This window comes from Algoriphagus vanfongensis DSM 17529 (assembly GCF_000429465.1).
In the GTDB taxonomy this organism is placed as follows: domain Bacteria; phylum Bacteroidota; class Bacteroidia; order Cytophagales; family Cyclobacteriaceae; genus Algoriphagus; species Algoriphagus vanfongensis.
The window spans coordinates 1-18,873 of the sequence record NZ_AUBX01000010.1 but is presented as its reverse complement, the minus strand read 5'-3'; the positions used below and the strand labels follow the sequence as shown (position 1 = coordinate 18,873).

Here is an 18,873-nt window from a genome sequence, read left to right as displayed (position 1 = left end):
AAAAGACCGTCAAACCGACGGTCTTTTTAGTATCTATAACTTTTATCCACCTCAGCGGTTAAAAATAGGAATATTTGATTGGTATTATGGGACTTATACAATTTACAGATAAGGGACTGTTTTGTACAAAAGGTGGATTTTACATTGATCCATGGAGACCAGTGGATCATGCGATCATTACACATGGACATAGTGATCATGCTAAGGGAGGAAGCAAGAATTATTTGTGCCATACTTACTCCAAACCCATTCTGCAGCACCGATTGGGAGAGGCCAATTATCAGACAGTAGTGTGGGATCAAAAATTAACCATCAATGGGGTGACAGTCTCACTACATCCTGCAGGCCATGTCATCGGCTCTTCCCAAGTAAGAGTTGAGTATAAGGGGGAAGTGTATGTTTTTTCCGGAGATTATAAAACGGAAGATGATGGCATCAGTGGCGCATTCGCTCCTGTCCGATGTCATACATTCATTACGGAAAGTACCTTTGGTTTGCCTATCTACAAATGGAAACCACAGCAGCATATTTATAATGATATGCAGCAATGGATTTTGCAGAATAAACAGGAGGGCAAAGCATCAGTTCTCCTAGCCTATAGCCTTGGAAAAGCGCAGAGAATACTTGGTGCTATCAGTCAAGTAACAGATGAGATTTATGTGCATGGAGCTATCTATAACATGCAGGAGGTCTTGCTGGCTCACCAGCTGCATCATGTGAAAGTGATACGTATTTCCAACGAATTACCTAAGGAAAAGTATAGAAATGCCGTAATCGTAGCTCCACCGGGAGCTGATGGTACTTCTTGGATGAAGAAGTTTACTCCCTATCGTACAGCTATTTGCAGTGGATGGATGCAGGTAAGAGGAAATCAAAGAAGAAGAAACGCAGACAAAGGTTTTGTCCTCAGTGATCACTGTGATTTCGAGGGATTGCTTTCCAGTATCAAAGCGACAGGTTGCGAAAAGGCTTTTGTCACACATGGCTTTCAATCCGTGTTTACCAAGTATTTGAATGAAATAGGGATAGATGCCTCTGAAGTAAAAACTGCCTATGGTAATGAAGCCGAAGAGGAGACAGAAAAAGAAGCAGACCAACTCAATCACCCATCCTCATGAAATTTTTTGCGAGTCTTGTAGATAGGTTGATGGCGACTACTAAAACGAACGAGAAGATAGGAGCGCTAGAAGAATATTTTCACAATGCCTCCGACAGGGATAAAGTATGGGTGATAGCCTTATTTACAGGTAGAAGGCCCAAACGAACCATATCTTCTACGCTATTGAGAGTATGGTGCGCAGAGTATTGTCAGCTTCCACTATGGCTCGTAGAAGAATGCTATCATACTGTAGGAGATCTTTCAGAAACGATAGCCTTGCTGATAGATGCCTACTACACTCCAGATACTCATCCTGCTGACCATTCATTGACTCATTATATAGAAGCATTTCATCAAGTAGAGAAAGCAACAGAAGCAGAGCGTAAACAAGTCATGCTACAGGGATGGAAAGAGCTACAAACGGTCACCGAGCGTTTTATTTTCAATAAACTATTGAGTGGTTCCTTTCGGATTGGTGTTTCCCAGCAGCTGATGGTGAAAGCGTTGGCAAAAGTGACTCAGCTAGAGCCCGCAGTGATCGCCCACCGGATCAGTGGAAAATGGGATCCCGGCAAAATTACATTTGATGAACTGCTGAACGATGCGGGAAGCTTAGCGGATGATTCAAGACCGTATCCATTTTATTTGGCTTATCCATTAGAAGCAGAACCGGAATCACTTGGGAGCATTGAAGATTGGCAAGCGGAATGGAAATGGGATGGCATCCGAGGACAACTGATTAAGCGTAACAACGAGTTTTTTGTATGGAGTCGTGGCGAAGAGTTGATGACAGATAAGTTTCCAGAATATGACCCGATTTGTAAGCTACTGCCAGATGGCACTGTCCTAGATGGAGAGATCATTGTCGCTAACGGAAATGAACCCCTTCCTTTTTCTTTGATGCAAAAAAGAATCGGCAGAAAGAACCTATCAAACAAAATCATGCAGGAGGCTCCGGTGAGTTTCTTTGCTTACGATCTATTGGAGTTAAACTTTGAGGATTATAGAAGTAGGCCTTTGGCAGAAAGAAGACTCGCGTTGGAACAAGTCGTCAAGCTGGTAAATCACGAAAAGTTACAGCTGTCCTCTGTGGTGACTTGTGCTACCTGGCAGGAGCTAAGAGAATTGCGAGAGGAGAGCAGGCAGCATTATGCCGAAGGTTTTATGCTAAAGCGAAAAGACAGTGTGTATCAAACGGGGCGTAAAAGAGGGGACTGGTGGAAGTGGAAACTAGATCCTATGACCATAGATTGTGTCATGATCTACGCGCAAAAGGGAAGCGGCAGAAGAAGCAACTTATATACTGACTACACTTTTGCTGTAAGGGATGGCGATAGTCTAGTGCCATTTGCAAAAGCTTACAGCGGTTTGACAGATAAAGAGTTTGCGCAGGTAGATGCATTTGTCAAGCGAAATGCGATTGAAAAATTTGGGCCTGTGAGGACTGTAAAGCCAGACTTGGTTTTCGAGCTGGCTTTCGAAGGAATTGCAGAAAGTAATAGACATAAAAGTGGCGTGGCAGTGAGATTCCCTAGAATAAAAAGATGGAGGCATGATAAAAAACCAGATGAAATAAATACGCTGGATGATCTGAGACAACTCTTGGAACTGTATGGGACAAACTAGCGTCTCTCATCTTGCTTTTGTAGATAAGAAAAACATGTAACCTTCTTAAGGTAAGTTATATAGGGTGGTAGAAAAGCGGAGTGTTTGGCTCCGCTTTTTTGTAGATTATAAAAGAGGCTATTGATTAGTTTGTACTTAGGAGAACTTTTGGGCCATTTATAGACTAGATTCTGGAATCCAAACGGAAACAGAACCCGGAGCGCATTTGAAATCAGCCCAACCGTCGTCTCTGATAGCAATCCGCTCATCGACTTTTCCCAATGTGTCAACAAAGGTGACTCCCGCATACAGCGTTCCGATTTCCATTGGTTTAAACCCTGAATCCCCGTTGCTAAGAACCACTGCGCAAGCAGGATGTTCCTCATCTCCGGTCCTTACCCAACCAAGACAATTGGGATGATCGAAATAGTCCCGTTGTTCTCCATAGGCATGGTCTCTTCTGAGTTGCAGGAGCTTTTCTATCTCTTCGACTTTATTGAGAAAAATCTCGTAATCGTTTCCATCACTTCCTTTATCCCAATAGCTCGCACCGAATAAGTCCGGATAAAAGACGCAAGGATATCCTTCAGCTCTAAGGAGAATCAGGGCGTAGGCCAATGGCTTAAACCAATGCTCTACAGGTGCTTCCAGAGCTTGCATTGGCTGTGTGTCGTGATTGTCGGTTACTGTTACAGCCAGGTGTGGGGAGACTTGTACCAACGTTCCATCAAAAATTTTTCGCATATCGAAGCCATTTCCCAGTGTAGATGCATGGTGAAAATTGTGATGCAAAGACGAATCAAAAAGAGACATTTCCCCATCCGTGGTATCCAAGTAGCGCTGCAGAAGATGCAAGAGTCCCGGAGCCCAATATTCACCTACAGCGAAAATATCCTTTCCAGTATGTTCTCTCAATCTCAACAACCACTCTTTCATAAAATGAGGTGAAATATGCTTCACTGCATCTAGTCGTACGCCATCGAAGCCTAAAGTGTCGTGCAGCCAAATGCCCCAGCGAAATAGCTCTTCCCTTACCGCTGGATTGCGAAACTCTATATCCGCATACATCAGGAAATCATAGTTCCCTTTTTCGTCATCAATCACCTCATCCCAGCCATCCCCATATTCGCTTAAAAAACTAAAAATCCCATGATCTCCATTTTTTGCATTGTGATCGACCCCGGTAAAGCATTGGTGATCCCAGATGAATTCGGAGTATTTCCCATTTCTTCCTGGAAAGGTGAATTTGGTATAGGCTTCCATTTCAAAAGGTTCACTGACGATTTCGTTTCGGTTTTCCTCATCAACTCTAATCGCCATGACTTTTTCTTTTTCATCACCTCCTGCTTTGTGATTCAGCACGATATCTACAATGATCTTCAGGTCTTTCTCTTTCAAAGCCTTAACGGCTGCCAATAGCTCCTCCTTGGTCCCATATCGAGTCGGAATAGAGCCCTGCTGGTCAAATTCACCTAAATCATACAGGTCATACGCATCATAGCCCACACTGAGTCCTCCAGTGGAAGCTTTGGATGCCGGCGGAAGCCACACACTGGTAATCCCAAGATCCTTGAGAAAACCTGCTTGCTCTTTCAATTGATTCCACAAACTCCCTTCAGGAGTATACCAGTGGAAATACTGGATCATTGTACCATTCATTTGGAAAAGGTTTAAAGGATTCGAAGGATTGGGTTATAAAATGTATGCCATGTGGATTGGCCAACGAGAATGATCCGGAGCGAAAAAGATTCACTGTAATGCAGTACTATTCTTTAGCAAGTATTTTGAAATAGAACTCTTAGACTAGGGGGTAAAAAGGAGACTTTTGTTTAACGATCTTCTACAGATTAGAGTGAAAAGTTCAACAAAAACCTATAAGTCAAGTTTGATGTTGGGGATTTTGCATTTTGCCGAAGAGAAAGTCTTACAAATATATTTTTCGTGTTGGGGATAGATGGACTTTGAAAGGGGGAAGAGGATTAAAATCCAATTGAAATTGTAATACACTTTGAGGAAAAATGGATACACTTTTTCACCAGAAAAAACCGTTGAGTATCAGGTCGTATCTATTAAGATATGTGCATTGCGATTTTTCAAGTATGGGGAAGCGGCAAACCCTCGGGTATTTTCATCTAGTTTATTTCTAATTAATAGAGCTTATTGGGAACAATAGTCCATGCTACTTCGTCAATGATAGAGAACTGTCACATATCTCTCGATTATGAAGATCTGGAGATTTAATCGCCTATTTTTCTATGGATGATCTTTTCGCAGCCAGATCCCAAATGGCTCTTTCGCTAGGGTTTCATATCATTTTTGCATGCATCGGGATGGTGATGCCTTTCTTTATGGCGACGTCGCATTACAAGTATCTTAAATCTGGTAATCCACTGTATAAAGATCTGACCAAAGCATGGAGTAAGGGTGTGGCAATATTTTTTGTCACAGGGGCTGTATCTGGGACCATGCTTTCATTTGAGTTGGGACTTTTGTGGCCTGAGTTTATGCTCCATGCAGGGCCAATTTTTGGAATGCCCTTCTCATTGGAGGGAACCGCTTTTTTTATTGAAGCGATAGCTTTGGGATTTTTTCTCTATGGATGGGGGAGATTTAAGCCTTGGTTTCACTGGTTTACGGGTGTGGTAGTAGGCATCAGTGGTTTAGCTTCCGGAATATTAGTAGTCGCTGCCAATGGCTGGATGAATAGTCCGAGTGGTTTTGACTTTGTCGATGGGAAGTATTTAAATATTGACCCCGTTCAAGCTTTGTTTAATGATGCTTGGTTTACTCAGTCCCTACATATGACCTTGGCAGCCTTCACAGCTACCGGATTTGCAGTAGCAGGAATTCACGCTTACATGATGATGAAAGGCAAGCATGTGGATTTTCATCGAAAAGCATTCACCATTGCTATCGTATTTGGAGCAGTGGCAGCGGTACTTCAGCCTATTTCTGGTGATATCTCAGCCAAGGATATCGCAGTGAGGCAACCTGCGAAACTAGCCGCGATGGAGGCTCATTTCGAGACTGAAAAGGGTGCGCCGCTCATCCTAGGAGGTATTCCTGATGAAGAGACGAAGGAAGTGAATTATGCGATCAAGATTCCCGGAGCTTTGAGCTTCCTTGCCCATGGTGATTTCGAAGCTGAAGTTAAGGGCTTGGACCAATTTCCAGAAGAACACCATCCTCCCGTTTTGGTGACGCATTTTGCATTTCAGATCATGGTGGGATTGGGGATGATGCTGGTAGGATTAAGTTTGTTGTATTTTTTTTCTAACTGGAAAAAGAAACAATGGCAATCAGAACGATGGTTTCTCTGGCTTTTCGTGGCAGCAACTCCCCTTGGATTTTTAGCTTTGGAAGCAGGCTGGACCGTCACGGAGGTAGGCAGGCAGCCGTGGATTATCTATGAGATCATGCTCACCAAAGATGCCGTGACGCCTATTCCTGGTATTAAGTATTCCTTCTTCATTTTTACCGCAATTTACATTTCTCTGGCAGCTATCGTAGCGTTTTTGCTGTATCGCCAGATCAAGGCTGTTCCGGACATTTTAGAAGGAGAGAAAGAACCATTGATAGACTCTAAATCCTAAACATGCTGTACGTAGTTATCATATTTTTGGGCTTGTCCGTGTTGCTGTATGTGATCTTGGGGGGAGCTGATTTCGGAGCTGGTATAGTGGAGATGTTCACCAGCTCATCGAAGCGGGATCAACTTCGGTCCACCACCTATAAGACGATAGGGCCGATATGGGAAGCGAATCATATGTGGTTGATCATCACAATAGTTATTCTATTCGTGGGATTTCCGCCGATTTATACCTTGCTTTCTGTCCACCTGCATATTCCCCTTGCTTTGATGCTTATCGGGATCATTGGCAGGGGTACGGCATTTGTATTCAGACACTACGATGCTTACCAAGATGAAATGCAAAAGGTCTACAATCTGATATTTGTTTATTCTAGCTTCGTGACACCCTTTTTTCTGGGATTACTATTTGGAGCTACAGTCGGAGGGCAAATAGATCCAGAAGCAGTAGGGTTTTATGAGGCATACATTCACCCTTGGTTCAATTTTTTCAGTGTTTCAGTAGGGATTTTCACCATCGCCATTTGTGGATTTCTGGCTTCTGTTTTCTTGGTAGGAGAAGCAAAAAGACCAGCGGATAAGCAAGGAATGGTGAGAAAGGCCAAAGGTTTTATACTTTTTACCGTGCTCTCAGGAGGATTGGTTTTTGGTGCCAGCGTTGTGGATGAAGTGCCACTAGTGGGTTTGTTGCTACGAGAATCGATTACCATAGGGATTTTAGTTTTAGCTAGTATAGCAATGGGATTGCTATGGATTAATCTAGGTAAAAGCAATAAAGCCTTCCCCAGATTACTGGGTGGTTTTGTGGTGGTCTCCATCTTGTCAGCATTTGGGTACCACTACTTTCCGGATATTGTCATCACCAAGTCAGGAGACAATTTATCAGTATTCAATTCAGCGGCTACAGGAAAGCCTATCACCACACTCGCTTGGGCATTGCTTATAGGAAGTGTTTTTATTTTACCTTCTTTGTACTATTTACTATACAGTTTTCAGAAGGATAAGTCCTTTTCCAAAGAGTGATCAAAGACTGTATCTTTTCTAAAGCCCATTAGTACTTCTCTTTTTGGGTCAATCCAGGTAGGGGTTCTACCTCGTAGATGTGTTTAAAATTTTGAACCTATGAAAAAGAATTCCATTAACTCATCGATCCTAGCCTTGATTTTTTTGGCTATCGGCACCTTTTCTTGTCAAGAGAGCAATGATCCCCCAGTAGTAAATCCGGGAAATCCACCAGCCATTGATTTCACAGCTTTGGCAGAGGGCAATCAACTTTACTTCTATCAAGAAGGAGATTTAGACTTCCCCGTTGACTCCAAGATGATCTCGGGACTCGAGTCAGGCGAATCCATCATCTCCATTGACTATCGCCCTGCAACAGGTCAACTGTATGGCCTGAGTTCGGCGAGCAAACTGTATTTAATCAATGAAAACTCCGGGATGGCCACAGCTCTCAGTGAGATGGCCTTTTCTCCAGCTATAGAAGGGACCAGTGCTTCGCTAGATTTTAACCCCACCGTAGATCGTGTAAGGGTAGTCTCTGAGTCAGGGCAAAACCTGAGGCTTCATCCCGAAACCGGGATGGTAGTAGCTATTGATGGGAGTATCAATGGAGGAATGAATCCCATGATTGGTGCGGTTGCTTATTCCAACAGCGTGTCTGGAGCGACTTCCACCACCTTGTTTGATATAGATATCAATCAGGATAAACTTTACAAACAGGTGCCGCCAAACGATGGGGGACTGGAAGAAGTTGGTGACTTGGGGGAAGACTTTGACGGAGCCACAGATATGGACATCAACCCGGACAATACCTATGCTCTTGCAGTCAGCAGGACCACTTCCAATCAAGCTAGACTTTATTTGATTGATCTTGCTTCTGGAAATGCCTCTTGGATCGGCATATTCCAAGAAGACGTAATCAGCGTGGCTTTCAAAACAGACCCAATTGCCTATGCAACGGATGCTGAAGGTATGTTTTATCGCTTCAATCCAATGATGCCACAACCGACTATGGTCGCTTTACAAGGATTGGGTGAGGGTGAAGAAATAGTTGGGCTGGACTTTAGACCTGCAAAAGGTCAGCTTTTGGCAGTATCCAACTGGAGTCAATTGTATTCCGTGAATCCATCCAATGGGATGTTGATGAAGATCGGAGATCCTTTTACGCCTATGATTGAAGGGACTTGGGTCGGTTTTGATTTTAACCCTACTGTAGATAGAATTCGCTTGGTGACTGATGCTGGTCAGAATTTGAGGTTACATCCGGATCTAGGCACAGTCGTAGCTATCGATGGAGATTTGAATCCGGGCATGCCGATGGTTTCTGCAGCGGCCTATTCAGATAATTTTGCTGGTACGACCCAAACCACCTTGTTTGTGTTGGATCACATGGATCATATGCTGTACAAGCAGATTCCTCCAAATGATGGTGTACTGGTAGCCGTGGGAGATCTTGGACTTGAGTTTAGCGAGGAAAATGGATTTGATATAGGTGGAACGTCAGGAATGGCCTATGCTCTGCTTCAGGTTTCCGGTGTCACCGGAGTATATCAGATCGACCTCATGACCGGCGAAGCGATGAAAGTAAGTGACGTAAGTTTTAGCCCTAATGCCATGGCCGTCGGATTAGGGTTTTGATAAATTGGTTGAATAGTTGTGAAAAGGCGGATCACTAGGGTCCGCTTTTTTTGTTTGCTGTCAAACAAACTGAAACCGTTCCGATAGGTCTTTATAGGTCTAATAGTTTACTATTTATCCACTCACACTTTCCTTTAGCAGAGAAATCACCAGTTCTTCAGTGAGTGGTTTATTATTCGCATTTTTTCGAAGGCTGTCAAATGCATATCTAAAGTCACATCCATCTTTGTAGGCACTGCATCCGTAAGCTTTTTTGCCTTTGATGACCGTTCCTTGTAGACATAGGGGGCAAGGAATTACCCGAGGAGTTTTTTCAGAACCTGAAGAGGCACTTCCTTTCTTTTCCTCAAAAACAAGTTGAAAACCTTCTTTGAATCGGATCAGACCTTCTTTATCTCCCGTGGAGGTTTTAAATCCTTTTAAGTTGACGGTAGATCCTTTTTGTACTAATCGTAAATACTGCTTTTCGGAGATTTTCTTTCCTTCGAAAGAAAAAGGTAATAAAAAGTCACATCCACTTTTGTAGCTACTACACCCGAAGCTCGATTTTCCCTTGAGCAGAGTTCCTTTTTGGCATTTAGGACATTCAAATCCTACCAGAGCCGTAGTGCTTTTCGGTTTTGGCTCGCTTTGGGCTTGGGCTTCGGCTTGATGGGAAATGATTGCGTGACTTTGCGCTCGAATCACTTCATGCACTAGCTGGTGAACCATTTTTTTCATGTTTTGCACGAATGCTCCCGCATGAAAATTCCCCTTCTCTATCTCTTTCAATTGCTTTTCCCACTGGCCGGTCAGTTCAGCCGAGGTCAGGAGATTGTTTTGGATGATATCGATCAATTGAATGCCTGTAGCAGTAGGCAAAATCTGTTTTTTGTTCCGCTCTATGTACTGCCTTCTGAATAAGGTCTCTATGATGCTTGCCCGAGTTGAGGGGCGGCCTATCCCGTTTTCTTTCATCAATTCCCGCAACTCATCGTCGTCTACCTGTTTGCCGGCTGTTTCCATAGCCCTCAAAAGACTCGCTTCCGTGAAATGCTTTGGAGCTTTGGTTTCTTTCTCTACAAAGGAAGGTTCGTGAGGACCTTTTTCCCCCTTCTTAAAGAGCGGGAGCTCATCTTTCTCTTTTTTCGGTTTGCTTTCAGCACTTTCAAAGACTACTCTCCAGCCTTTTTCCAAAATGACCTTTCCGGTAGCTTTGAATGAAACGCTGTCTACTTTTCCAAAAACAGTAGTGTTGGCTACCGAGCAATCGTCATAAAATATAGCGATGAAGCGCCTGGCAATGATATCATATACTTTGCGCTGATTCCCATGCAGATTGGCCTGGACACCTGTAGGAATGATGGCGTGATGATCAGTTACCTTTTTGTCATTGAATACCTTGGACGACTTCTTTAATTTCTTGCCCAATAAGGGTTGGGTCAAGGATTGGAAATCAGTGAGTTTTTCCAAAATGCCATGAGCTTTTGGGTAAATATCGTTTGGTAAAAAGGTGGTATCTACTCTCGGGTAGGTGATTATCTTTTGTTCATAAAGTTGCTGTGCAATTTTAAGAGTTTCATCGGCTGAGAGGCCGAACTTGTTGTTGCAGTACACCTGTAAGCCTGTCAGATCAAAGAGTTTGGGGGCATATTCTTTCCCCTTTTTCTTTTCGATGGACACTACTTCAAAATCATGTTCCTTTACTACTTTGGCAAAGGCTTCCCCATCTGCTTTTTGCAGGAACTTGCCCTCCTCGCAGTTGAAAGTAGTCTCCCGATAGACCGTTTGCAGTTCCCAGTAAGGCTGTGGCTGAAAATTCTGAATTTCTTTGAAGCGATTGACAATCATCGCCAGGGTAGGAGTTTGCACCCTTCCTATGGACAGGACTTGCTTGTACCCTCCATGCTTGACTGTGTATAGCCGCGTGGCATTGATACCTAGCAGCCAATCTCCAATGGCTCTCGAAAATCCTGCATAATATAGGTTATCATACTTCGCGGAGGGTTGGAGCTTTTCGAAACCTTCTTGAATAGCTTCGGAGGTCAGGGAAGAAATCCAGAGACGCTTGACTTCACCTTTGTACCCTGCCTGCTCGATGACCCATCGCTGGATCAGTTCTCCCTCTTGGCCGGCATCCCCACAGTTGATTACCAAATCTGCAGAATCAAACAGTTTTTTTACAATGTCAAATTGCTTTTTGACTCCGGGATTGTCTACTACTTTGGTTTTGAATTTGCCTGGTAGCATCGGCAAATAGCTGAGGTTCCAGCTTTTCCAGCGGGATTCGTAATCGTTTGGCTCGAATAAGGTGCAAAAGTGTCCAAACGTATAGGTCACTCGATAACCATTCCCTTCAAAATACCCATCATGCTTATGATTCGCTCCTAATACGGCGGCGATTTCACGGGCGACACTTGGTTTTTCAGCAATACAAACAATCATCCAAAGCAAAAATAGGTAAAATAGGATAGGCTCAGAAGGCTTATCGGGAAGTAATACAAGGAGAAATGCTTTGATGTCTGTGAATCAATCAGCTAGTAATTTATAAGTCAAATAGGATTCTCCACACTGTCTTTTTCTGAATTTTCAGGAGAAAATAAACCCATCCATTTTTGCTGCCAGTGCTTTCTTAGTCCTTCAGAATAAGCACTCTGAAATTTTCTAGGAACTTCATAGCTCTAAGCGATTTATAGTTAGAGTTTTATGTTCTAAGCTGTAGGTAAATATGATTTTTTATCCAGAAATCCTGACTTGAAATAGTTTGAATGTTGGAAAAAAAAGAGAATTTCGAGTTTGCCTGAAAGGCGTACTGCTAATGCTTTTTGAAGGCAGGATTCGTGTATTTCTAATTTTAAAAATTACTAAATGAAAACCTGGTTTATTTCATGTTTTGCCTTTTTAGGGGTAGTATCTCTTGGTTTTTCCCAAGACATCATCATTACAAAAAAGGGAGAAGATATAGAGTCAAAAGTGTTGGAAGTGACTGAGACGGAAGTGACGTACAAGAAATTTGACAATCAAGAAGGGCCTAGCTATACCCTGAGAAAATCCATGATTGTAATGATTCGCTATGAAAATGGGACCAAAGATATTTTTGGGTCGGAATCGGATAATTCTGTAGCATTTTACTCAGATAGCCAAAATCAAGATCTATATGTACAAGGTCAGATGGATGCCGGGAAGTATTACAAAGGCTACAAAGGCGCGGGGACAGGAACATTGATAGCTAGTTTGGTATCGCCGATTGTCGGCTTGGTGCCTGCTATTGCCACCTCTTCTACCCAGCCAAAAGACGAGAACTTGGATTATCCAAATTCTGAGTTGATGAAAAAGGCTGACTATTACAATGGGTACTCTAAAAAGGCCAAAAAAGTAAAACAAGGCAAGGTTTGGACTAACTGGGCGATAGGGTTCGGTGTCAATTTGGTTGCCATATTGATTTTGACCAGCGGAGATTAAATCAAGCTTATGAAATTAGGGGCAGCGGTTTACTTCTTGTAGAAAGGAAGCAAACCGCTGTTTTTTTTAGTTAAGGAGCTTGTGCCTTGCAAGCATCGACACTTTTTTCAAGGGAATTAGTAGAAATGAGCAAGCCTATAGGGATGGATGACTTTGCTTACTAAGCTCATTTTTTTTGAGGTATGAGATCAGTTTGTAGAATTTTCCTCGACGTGATCTTGCGTAAATTTTCTTCCATTTTCCAGACTTGAGCTGCATATTGACGGCGTATAATTTACCCCACCAGAGTAATTTCATTCTCTGTACATTCCAACTGATCAGGTCGGTTTCTAAGTCTATGACTTCCTTTTTCAGCGGATGCCAGACAGTTAATTTGCTTCCTTTTCTTTCAATATTGTTGCTTGTTTTTGTCTCCGCCAGCAAGATGATCAGAAAGAAGAAAATAATACCACAGGAGATTAGAACTATATAAAGTAAATCCATGTCTTTTGAGTTTGATGTTTTGCAGCGGTATAAAAAATCCAACTTTAATGCCATAGAAAGGCGTCGGGGGACATTTGCTTTCTAGCGGCAAATGAGATGCTTAAAATGCAGGAAATGGATAAAACGGAAATCCATTTTATTGAAAATTCTTGTTTTTCCAGAGCAAAGTTGTGGCGTGTGAATACTACTTCTGGGGAATTTCTTCCCAGTTTCTGGATGAGTTTTAATTTTTGGTCGCAAGAATAGCTCCGACCTGACTGACCCAATCGCAGAGTGCAAAAGGTTTGGTGATGAATGAATTTGCTCCCAAATCAATACTTTCCTGCCTGTCTTGTGGGTCAGATGAGGTGGAAAATATGTAAACAGGAATATGCTTTAGGCGAAAGTCTCTTTTAAGATCTGTGAGTACGGATTTTCCATTTTTTCGAGGCATGTTCAGATCTAAAAAAATGTAATCAGGTAGTTTTTGTAGCGAATTCTTAAGTAAGCTTAATGCAATCTCGCCGTCCTCTGCCTCCATGACTTCAACATCTGGGCTAGACTGAGCGATTGCTTCGATGAAAAAACTACGATCATCAGAATCGTCATCTACTATCAGAATAGATTTTAGTTTCACCATGTTGCTACTACTTTTTCAGAGGTCATAGAATGGAGTATCTCTAGCTATGGAGCTGTTGTGGGAAGATCTCCAATCATATAAAATTAGCAGATTTCTTGGTTTCACCCGATTTCACATTTATGATTTTAGTCCTTACGAAAGAAAGGCTAACCTGCAATAGATTAGCCTTTAGTAGTTAGAAGTTAGCGAAGCTTATAAAATCGGCTCTCCGCCTCTTCTGCGTTCTGATTGCCTGGAGCCACGATGATCTCTTTCTAGGAAGCCATCTCCATATTTGGCATCTCTGATTCGCTCGTTGCCTTCAGACAAAACCTCCTCTTCGGTGAAGAAGATTCTATTTTGATGATCGTATTTTCCATACAGACTTCGTGGCTCTTGGCTGAAATAAGTCCTCATGGTATGAAGGAATTCTGCTTGTGGACCGGATGGCCAATTGTCACTGTCAAAACCCGGAGCGTTTTCCAGAGTTTCTTTCGTTTCCTTTACAATGAATATATCCTCCTGAGCCGGATGGAATTCAAAGGATTCAAATGGAAGAGCCAATAGTTTTGAGCCGAGGTTTAGGAAGCCTTCATCGACTTTCAAAACCACATAGTCAATTTTTTTAGTGGACGTGTTAATCACTAGGTCTTTGATCGACCCGACGTTTTGATCTCTTGCGGTTTTTACTTTCCGGTCTACTGCCTTTGAGGCTCTGATTTGTGAATTTAATGTAGTGTTCATGGTGTTGTTGGTTAGTTAAACTTTACTTATAATATATAAGTCAAGTCCTATGCCACTGCCCTGATCGTACATTTTAGCGTTTTAGGCCTGTTGTACTGCTGAATGAAAGTGAGAAGATTCCACAGTTTGAGGGAAATATTGGGACGGGGTGCATCACCTTTTATCGGATGGTACTTAGAGACTTGCATTCATCCGTGGAATCTGATTACTGGAGCTCTATGAATAAAATATGGGGTTTTGCTATTCCTTAGCCTTGAAGTAGACGTTTTCGTCTTTATCCGTAATGACCTCAAATGATTCCAATTCAGCGACTTTAGTGAAATCAGCGAAATCTACTGACAGGCCATAGCTTAAATTTTCAAAAGAGGGATAAACTACACCAGATGCTTCGGTGATTCTCTCCTGCATAGGTTCGCTTAGCAATTGCTGGTAAATAAAGCCGCTTTTGCCCTCCAAAGTTTTGATCTGATACCAATCGGCAGTGCTTGCAGTAATCAGTACAGGAGTGGATTTGGTCAGTTGGAACAGTAAGTCAGCGTCAGTTTTAGGGCCTGATCGTACATTGGCCTGATCCACGCTGATCAGCAATAGAGTAGGGGTTTCTTTGAGTGGAAAAGGATCGGCATTCTTATGATCAGTATTTATGACTGGAAATGGATCAAAGGCTCCGTTTTCATAAATCCCAAAATGAAGATGCGGAGCCGTAGTTCTTGCATTTCCCGTATTACCTACTAGCCCCAATGTGTCCCCTGGCATTACTCGTTGCAAATTGCTGACTAATTGACTGTCCAGATGGGCAAAATACAAACTCCAGTTCCTCTCACTATCTCTGAGCCACACTTGTTTGCCTCCTAACCCTCGATCACGCACAGAAGTGACTACACCCTTCACTGGGGCTAGCACAGGCGTACCTCTGCTGGCAAAAATATCCACTCCCTCATGGGATCGGGCACCACCGTCCCGTGCAGCACCCCAAAAACTCTGGATTGAAGCTGTGTTTTTTCCCTGAACAGGAAATACAGCGTAGGTCTGGACAGAACTGATTAAAATTTGGAAATTCCCTTCTCCAAGTAATTCAGGCTGTATTCTGAGTAAATACGGTCCTGTTTTGTCTGCTTCGAGCTGCAAAGAGTCTTTGGTAATGGCATGTGATTCCAATTCCTCATTAGAAGTGGCATCCAGCAAATCAACTATCAACATGCTACTATCAGTCGCTGACCAGCTGATCTCAATAGTGACGGTAGTCCCTTTCTCCAGATAAATTTTCCAAGCATTGGCATCCACCGTTTTGGATTTGAATGAGCCACTTATGGCGGTGGGCAATGTGAGCTCACTAGCTGTATTCAAAGATTCATTTGCTTTGTAGATCCAATTTTGGCCGATTTTTGAATCGGATAGCCCTGAATTGTTCAAGGTAGTTAGGTAAGTTTCGCGAGCAGAGGAAGACTTGAATATTCCTAGCCCCGGTTTGGAACAAGATGCAGTGAGTAGTAGGATTAATAAACTCAGAAAATAGGAGAAGCGAAAGAATTTCATCATCACAGGAGTAGAGATTATAGGATGGAGACTATTGTTTAGACAGAATCTCCAGTTTCAGCTTTTCTCAAACCAAAAAATTGCCCTTTCCAATTTTATTGTTATCAGGTTGTTGGCTTGATTTCTTGTTGATTAGGAATGTGTAGCTTGTTGAATTTGAGCTAGGGTCTGGATAGAAACTTTTTTTTCCGTATATGTCTGCTCTATTTACATTCATAGAACTGCTTCATTTCTGAGTAGAGGAGGTCGGGAAGTCGGCCGTAGGAGGCATCAAGGTTCAGGTAGTTGGATTACATTTCTTGAATTCTATCACCATTTTCATCGAATACCACCTTCTTGGTTGATTCATCTTGTAGCCTAAACTCGACTTCATAAATAGTTTTGGAATCCTCGGTTTTACTACTTGTGTTTACAATGTCGGATATGGAGAGATTTGCATCTTTTTCAATCGTACTGATCACTTGAGGTGGAAGCATCAAGCTGTCGAGTCCTTCAAAAGACTCCGTAATCAGGGTGCCATCCCGCTTTACCACCATGGTATCTTGCTCGTAGGATTCCGCGCTCAATTCCTGAGCTTCCATGTTTTCTTCCTTGTATTCGCTATTGCCGCAGCCAGTTGACAGTGCCGCTATCATCGCGGGATATATGATATATTGAGTTTTCATAAAATTCGGATTTAGTGAGCAGAATTGTTGTTTCATTTGACAGAGGTAGGTCAAAAACCAGTCCCTTTCAGAAAGCAGTAGTATTTCTCATACTTTGTAAATGCGGTAGTGCCCAAAAACCGAAGTGACGCTTTGCTTGAATGGTTTAATATTCTGAAATTAAAGCGTTTATAGCTTGTTTTTTATGGGTGGATGGAGCCGGTGAAATCGTTTTTCTTGATTGGAATTTTCATCTTTTTACCAGGTTTAGTTGAGGTTTGATCTGAATATCCTATACCCAGATAGGTAGAATTTTTTCCCAAACTGTGGTGCAGAAACCCTATTCAACCCACGGCTATTTTGCTCAGTGTAAGAAAGATCTTTCATGATAGTCAGACTTTAATCTGATTTTCCTTTCAGCTTATTCCATATTTTTTCTCCCCATTTGGAGAGAAACCCTTGTTCGTCCTGACCTTCGATATCCTCTTCTCCCAATGCATATCCTAAAGGCTTCAAGCCTTCTGTAGCGTCAAAAATTATTTTTAATATGCCAGCCAATGGAATACTCAATATCATTCCGGATATTCCCCAGATAGAGCTTCCCAAGACCACTATGACTATGGTCACCAAAGGATTTAAATCGACTTTTTCTCCCACGACATAAGGTTCGAGAATGTAGGACTCTATGAATTGCGCCAAGCCGTAGGTCGTAGTGACCACAATCAATGACCACGTATCAGCGCCACCAAATACGGACAGGCTGATCGCCAGTGCATACCCGATTATATTGCCTAAATAGGGGAGTAGGGACAAGACAGCTGCGATGATAGCAATCAAAACCGCATTTTCTAATCCGGCTATGGACATGCCGACACTGTAGATGATGGCTAGAAATAGAATAAGTGTGAGTCGTCCTACCAAGAAATTCACTGAAAGCTGGATCGCCTTCGCCATGACCTCCTTCGCCATTTCTTGATTGGTTGGTTTGAAAAATTTAAGAATGGAAAGCTTGACTTTGCGCCGATAAAACAGCAGAAAAAACAGATAGATAAAGCTGAGAGTGGCATTGCCTAAAAATCCAAAAAAGTCCATGACGAGTAGTCCTACCTTCTTTTTTGCATCTGGGCTGATCATTTCAGAAGGTTCCTCCAGATTGGGGCTGGATGAAGTCTTTGTGCTGTCTGGAGATGAGCCATAGAGCATCTGCATCTGCTCTTGAGTACTTATGCCTGTTTTTTCACGGATGAAAGTTTGGGCATTTTCCAGTTTGGGTTTTAAAGTTTCTTTGGCTTCAGGCCATCGCTCGGCTACATTGCTGATTTGTGCAGATACCAAAACGAAAATGGATAAAAAAGCAACTATGCTTCCTATGACACAGAGGAATGAAGCAAAGCCTCTAGACAGGCCAATATGCTCTAGTTTCCTAGACAAGGGAATGCATATCAGGGCAAGTACCCCCGCAAAAACCAAAGGGATAAGGAAAGTAGCAGCTGCCGTCACGCCCTTGATCAGGAAGTACGTTCCCAGTACAAGTAATGCGAAACTGAGTACTATTTCCTTTGTCTTCATGGGATAGGTTTTTTAATGATTGAATAAAGCTATGTGCGCTAGTTGCATACAAAAAGAGTGACTAAACGACTGACAAGGGAGATTTTGATCACTCATGATGACAGCGCTTATGGTATAGGTATTTTGGAATTGGCGTACGCAGGGTCAGAATTCGGCGAAATTAGAATTTTGGACCCAGAAGCGGAGGAGTCTTCCATGGGGGAGGTGGTCACTGCTACTAGGCCACTTTCGTAAAAGAAAATCCTCATCAGAAAATTTGATGCATTTCCTTATAAATGGTAATTCGACGGATGGTGTTTCGATTGGGAAAATTAGAGATCGAGCTGTCTGAAACCTATCTCTGACTAAACTTTGGGAAGTCGATGTGGCACTTCGGAACTCTGGCAAATGCCTAGCAAGCTGTTTTATTGGGAATCAAAGGAATAGCTTACATTAAGTCCGTCCAATCAGGAAAATATGATTTTTCTAAAATTCGAGACTACATCCGGAAATCCATAGACAATCTGATCTTAGAGTAATCTCCTACACAGGGCATGAATAGTTGCCGTACAGGGCCGAAGGTATGGTATGATCAAGGCAGAGTCCTAGACAATATGACACCCTGGTAAATCAACTAAGGAGAAAAAATGTGTGGTCTATTGAGAACCTTCTTGAAAACCCAAAAGAAGGATTGACCGCTTGGCGATTGGAAGTGATCTGGTCTTTGTGATCCCTCTCAGACTTGATTTGACTGATAAAGAACAATTGAAAAAAAATCTAGAGTTGGATGTTTTAACTGAGATTCCTTTGTAATCAATTGAAAATCTTGTGGATAAGATTCCTCATGTGTAGGGAAGTTTCTACAGGGGTAATTGACAGAAAAGAAGAGAAACATTATGGGGAGATGAAAGCGCGATGAACTTTCATCTCCATTTGGATGGAAGAT

The 18,873-nt window shown here is 42.4% G+C and carries 15 protein-coding genes; 7 read left to right on the top strand and 8 right to left on the bottom strand.

From position 1 onward, the window contains the following. Positions 1-86 precede the first annotated feature (86 nt). Entirely contained in the window at positions 87-1,118 is a 1,032-nt protein-coding gene (locus G460_RS0105290) for a ligase-associated DNA damage response exonuclease (protein WP_026954381.1), read from the top strand. Further along, a complete protein-coding gene (locus G460_RS0105285; RefSeq protein WP_026954380.1) occupies positions 1,115-2,725 on the top strand; it encodes an ATP-dependent DNA ligase in 1,611 nt (536 codons plus the stop codon). The genes G460_RS0105290 and G460_RS0105285 overlap by 4 nt, the downstream gene beginning before the upstream one ends. 156 nt (positions 2,726-2,881) lie before the next feature. Here G460_RS0105285 and G460_RS0105280 read toward each other — a convergent pair whose 3' ends face one another. Continuing rightward, positions 2,882-4,363, bottom strand: coding sequence for an alpha-amylase (locus tag G460_RS0105280; RefSeq protein WP_026954379.1), 1,482 nt, complete (start codon positions 4,361-4,363; stop codon positions 2,882-2,884). Positions 4,364-4,959: 596 nt separating this feature from the next. On the opposite strand from G460_RS0105280, the gene G460_RS0105275 reads away from it, so the two are divergent. From G460_RS0105275 to G460_RS0105265, 3 genes are all read left to right on the top strand, one after another. After that, complete coding sequence (locus G460_RS0105275) at positions 4,960-6,297, top strand: cytochrome ubiquinol oxidase subunit I (RefSeq protein WP_026954378.1); 1,338 nt, start codon at positions 4,960-4,962, stop codon at positions 6,295-6,297. Between the two features lie 2 nt (positions 6,298-6,299). Further along, positions 6,300-7,316, top strand: a complete 1,017-nt coding sequence (locus G460_RS0105270; RefSeq protein ID WP_026954377.1) for a cytochrome d ubiquinol oxidase subunit II — start codon at positions 6,300-6,302, stop codon at positions 7,314-7,316. A 99-nt stretch (positions 7,317-7,415) separates the two neighbouring features. After that, complete coding sequence (locus G460_RS0105265; RefSeq protein WP_026954376.1) at positions 7,416-8,933, top strand: DUF4394 domain-containing protein; 1,518 nt, start codon at positions 7,416-7,418, stop codon at positions 8,931-8,933. 114 nt (positions 8,934-9,047) lie between these two features. Here G460_RS0105265 and G460_RS0105260 read toward each other — a convergent pair whose 3' ends face one another. Continuing rightward, positions 9,048-11,357, bottom strand: coding sequence for a type IA DNA topoisomerase (locus G460_RS0105260; protein ID WP_026954375.1), 2,310 nt, complete (start codon positions 11,355-11,357; stop codon positions 9,048-9,050). A 423-nt stretch (positions 11,358-11,780) separates the two neighbouring features. On the opposite strand from G460_RS0105260, the gene G460_RS0105255 reads away from it, so the two are divergent. Then, positions 11,781-12,374, top strand: coding sequence for a hypothetical protein (locus G460_RS0105255; protein WP_026954374.1), 594 nt, complete (start codon positions 11,781-11,783; stop codon positions 12,372-12,374). A gap of 135 nt (positions 12,375-12,509) precedes the next feature. Here G460_RS0105255 and G460_RS0105250 read toward each other — a convergent pair whose 3' ends face one another. The 6 genes from G460_RS0105250 to G460_RS21460 form a co-directional block, all read right to left on the bottom strand. Beyond that, positions 12,510-12,857: a hypothetical protein gene (locus G460_RS0105250; protein WP_026954373.1), complete on the bottom strand. Its 348-nt coding sequence runs from the start codon at positions 12,855-12,857 to the stop codon at positions 12,510-12,512. A gap of 223 nt (positions 12,858-13,080) precedes the next feature. Beyond that, positions 13,081-13,476 carry a response regulator gene (locus tag G460_RS21470; protein WP_035464016.1) on the bottom strand — a complete coding sequence of 132 codons (396 nt, stop codon included), beginning with the start codon at positions 13,474-13,476 and terminating at the stop codon, positions 13,081-13,083. Between the two features lie 192 nt (positions 13,477-13,668). Further along, a complete protein-coding gene (locus tag G460_RS22585; protein WP_051315933.1) occupies positions 13,669-14,199 on the bottom strand; it encodes a PRC-barrel domain-containing protein in 531 nt (176 codons plus the stop codon). A gap of 240 nt (positions 14,200-14,439) precedes the next feature. After that, entirely contained in the window at positions 14,440-15,738 is a 1,299-nt protein-coding gene (locus G460_RS0105230; protein ID WP_084421158.1) for a peptidoglycan DD-metalloendopeptidase family protein, read from the bottom strand. 287 nt (positions 15,739-16,025) lie between these two features. Beyond that, complete coding sequence (locus G460_RS0105225) at positions 16,026-16,400, bottom strand: hypothetical protein (RefSeq protein WP_157366873.1); 375 nt, start codon at positions 16,398-16,400, stop codon at positions 16,026-16,028. Positions 16,401-16,778: 378 nt separating this feature from the next. Then, complete coding sequence (locus G460_RS21460; RefSeq protein ID WP_084421156.1) at positions 16,779-17,948, bottom strand: AI-2E family transporter; 1,170 nt, start codon at positions 17,946-17,948, stop codon at positions 16,779-16,781. Positions 17,949-18,005: 57 nt separating this feature from the next. Here G460_RS21460 and G460_RS22575 point away from each other — a divergent pair, with 57 nt between their 5' ends. Next, the gene (locus G460_RS22575) at positions 18,006-18,182 is read left to right on the top strand and encodes a hypothetical protein (protein ID WP_157366872.1); all 177 of its coding nucleotides are present in this window, start codon (positions 18,006-18,008) and stop codon (positions 18,180-18,182) included. Positions 18,183-18,873 lie beyond the last annotated feature (691 nt).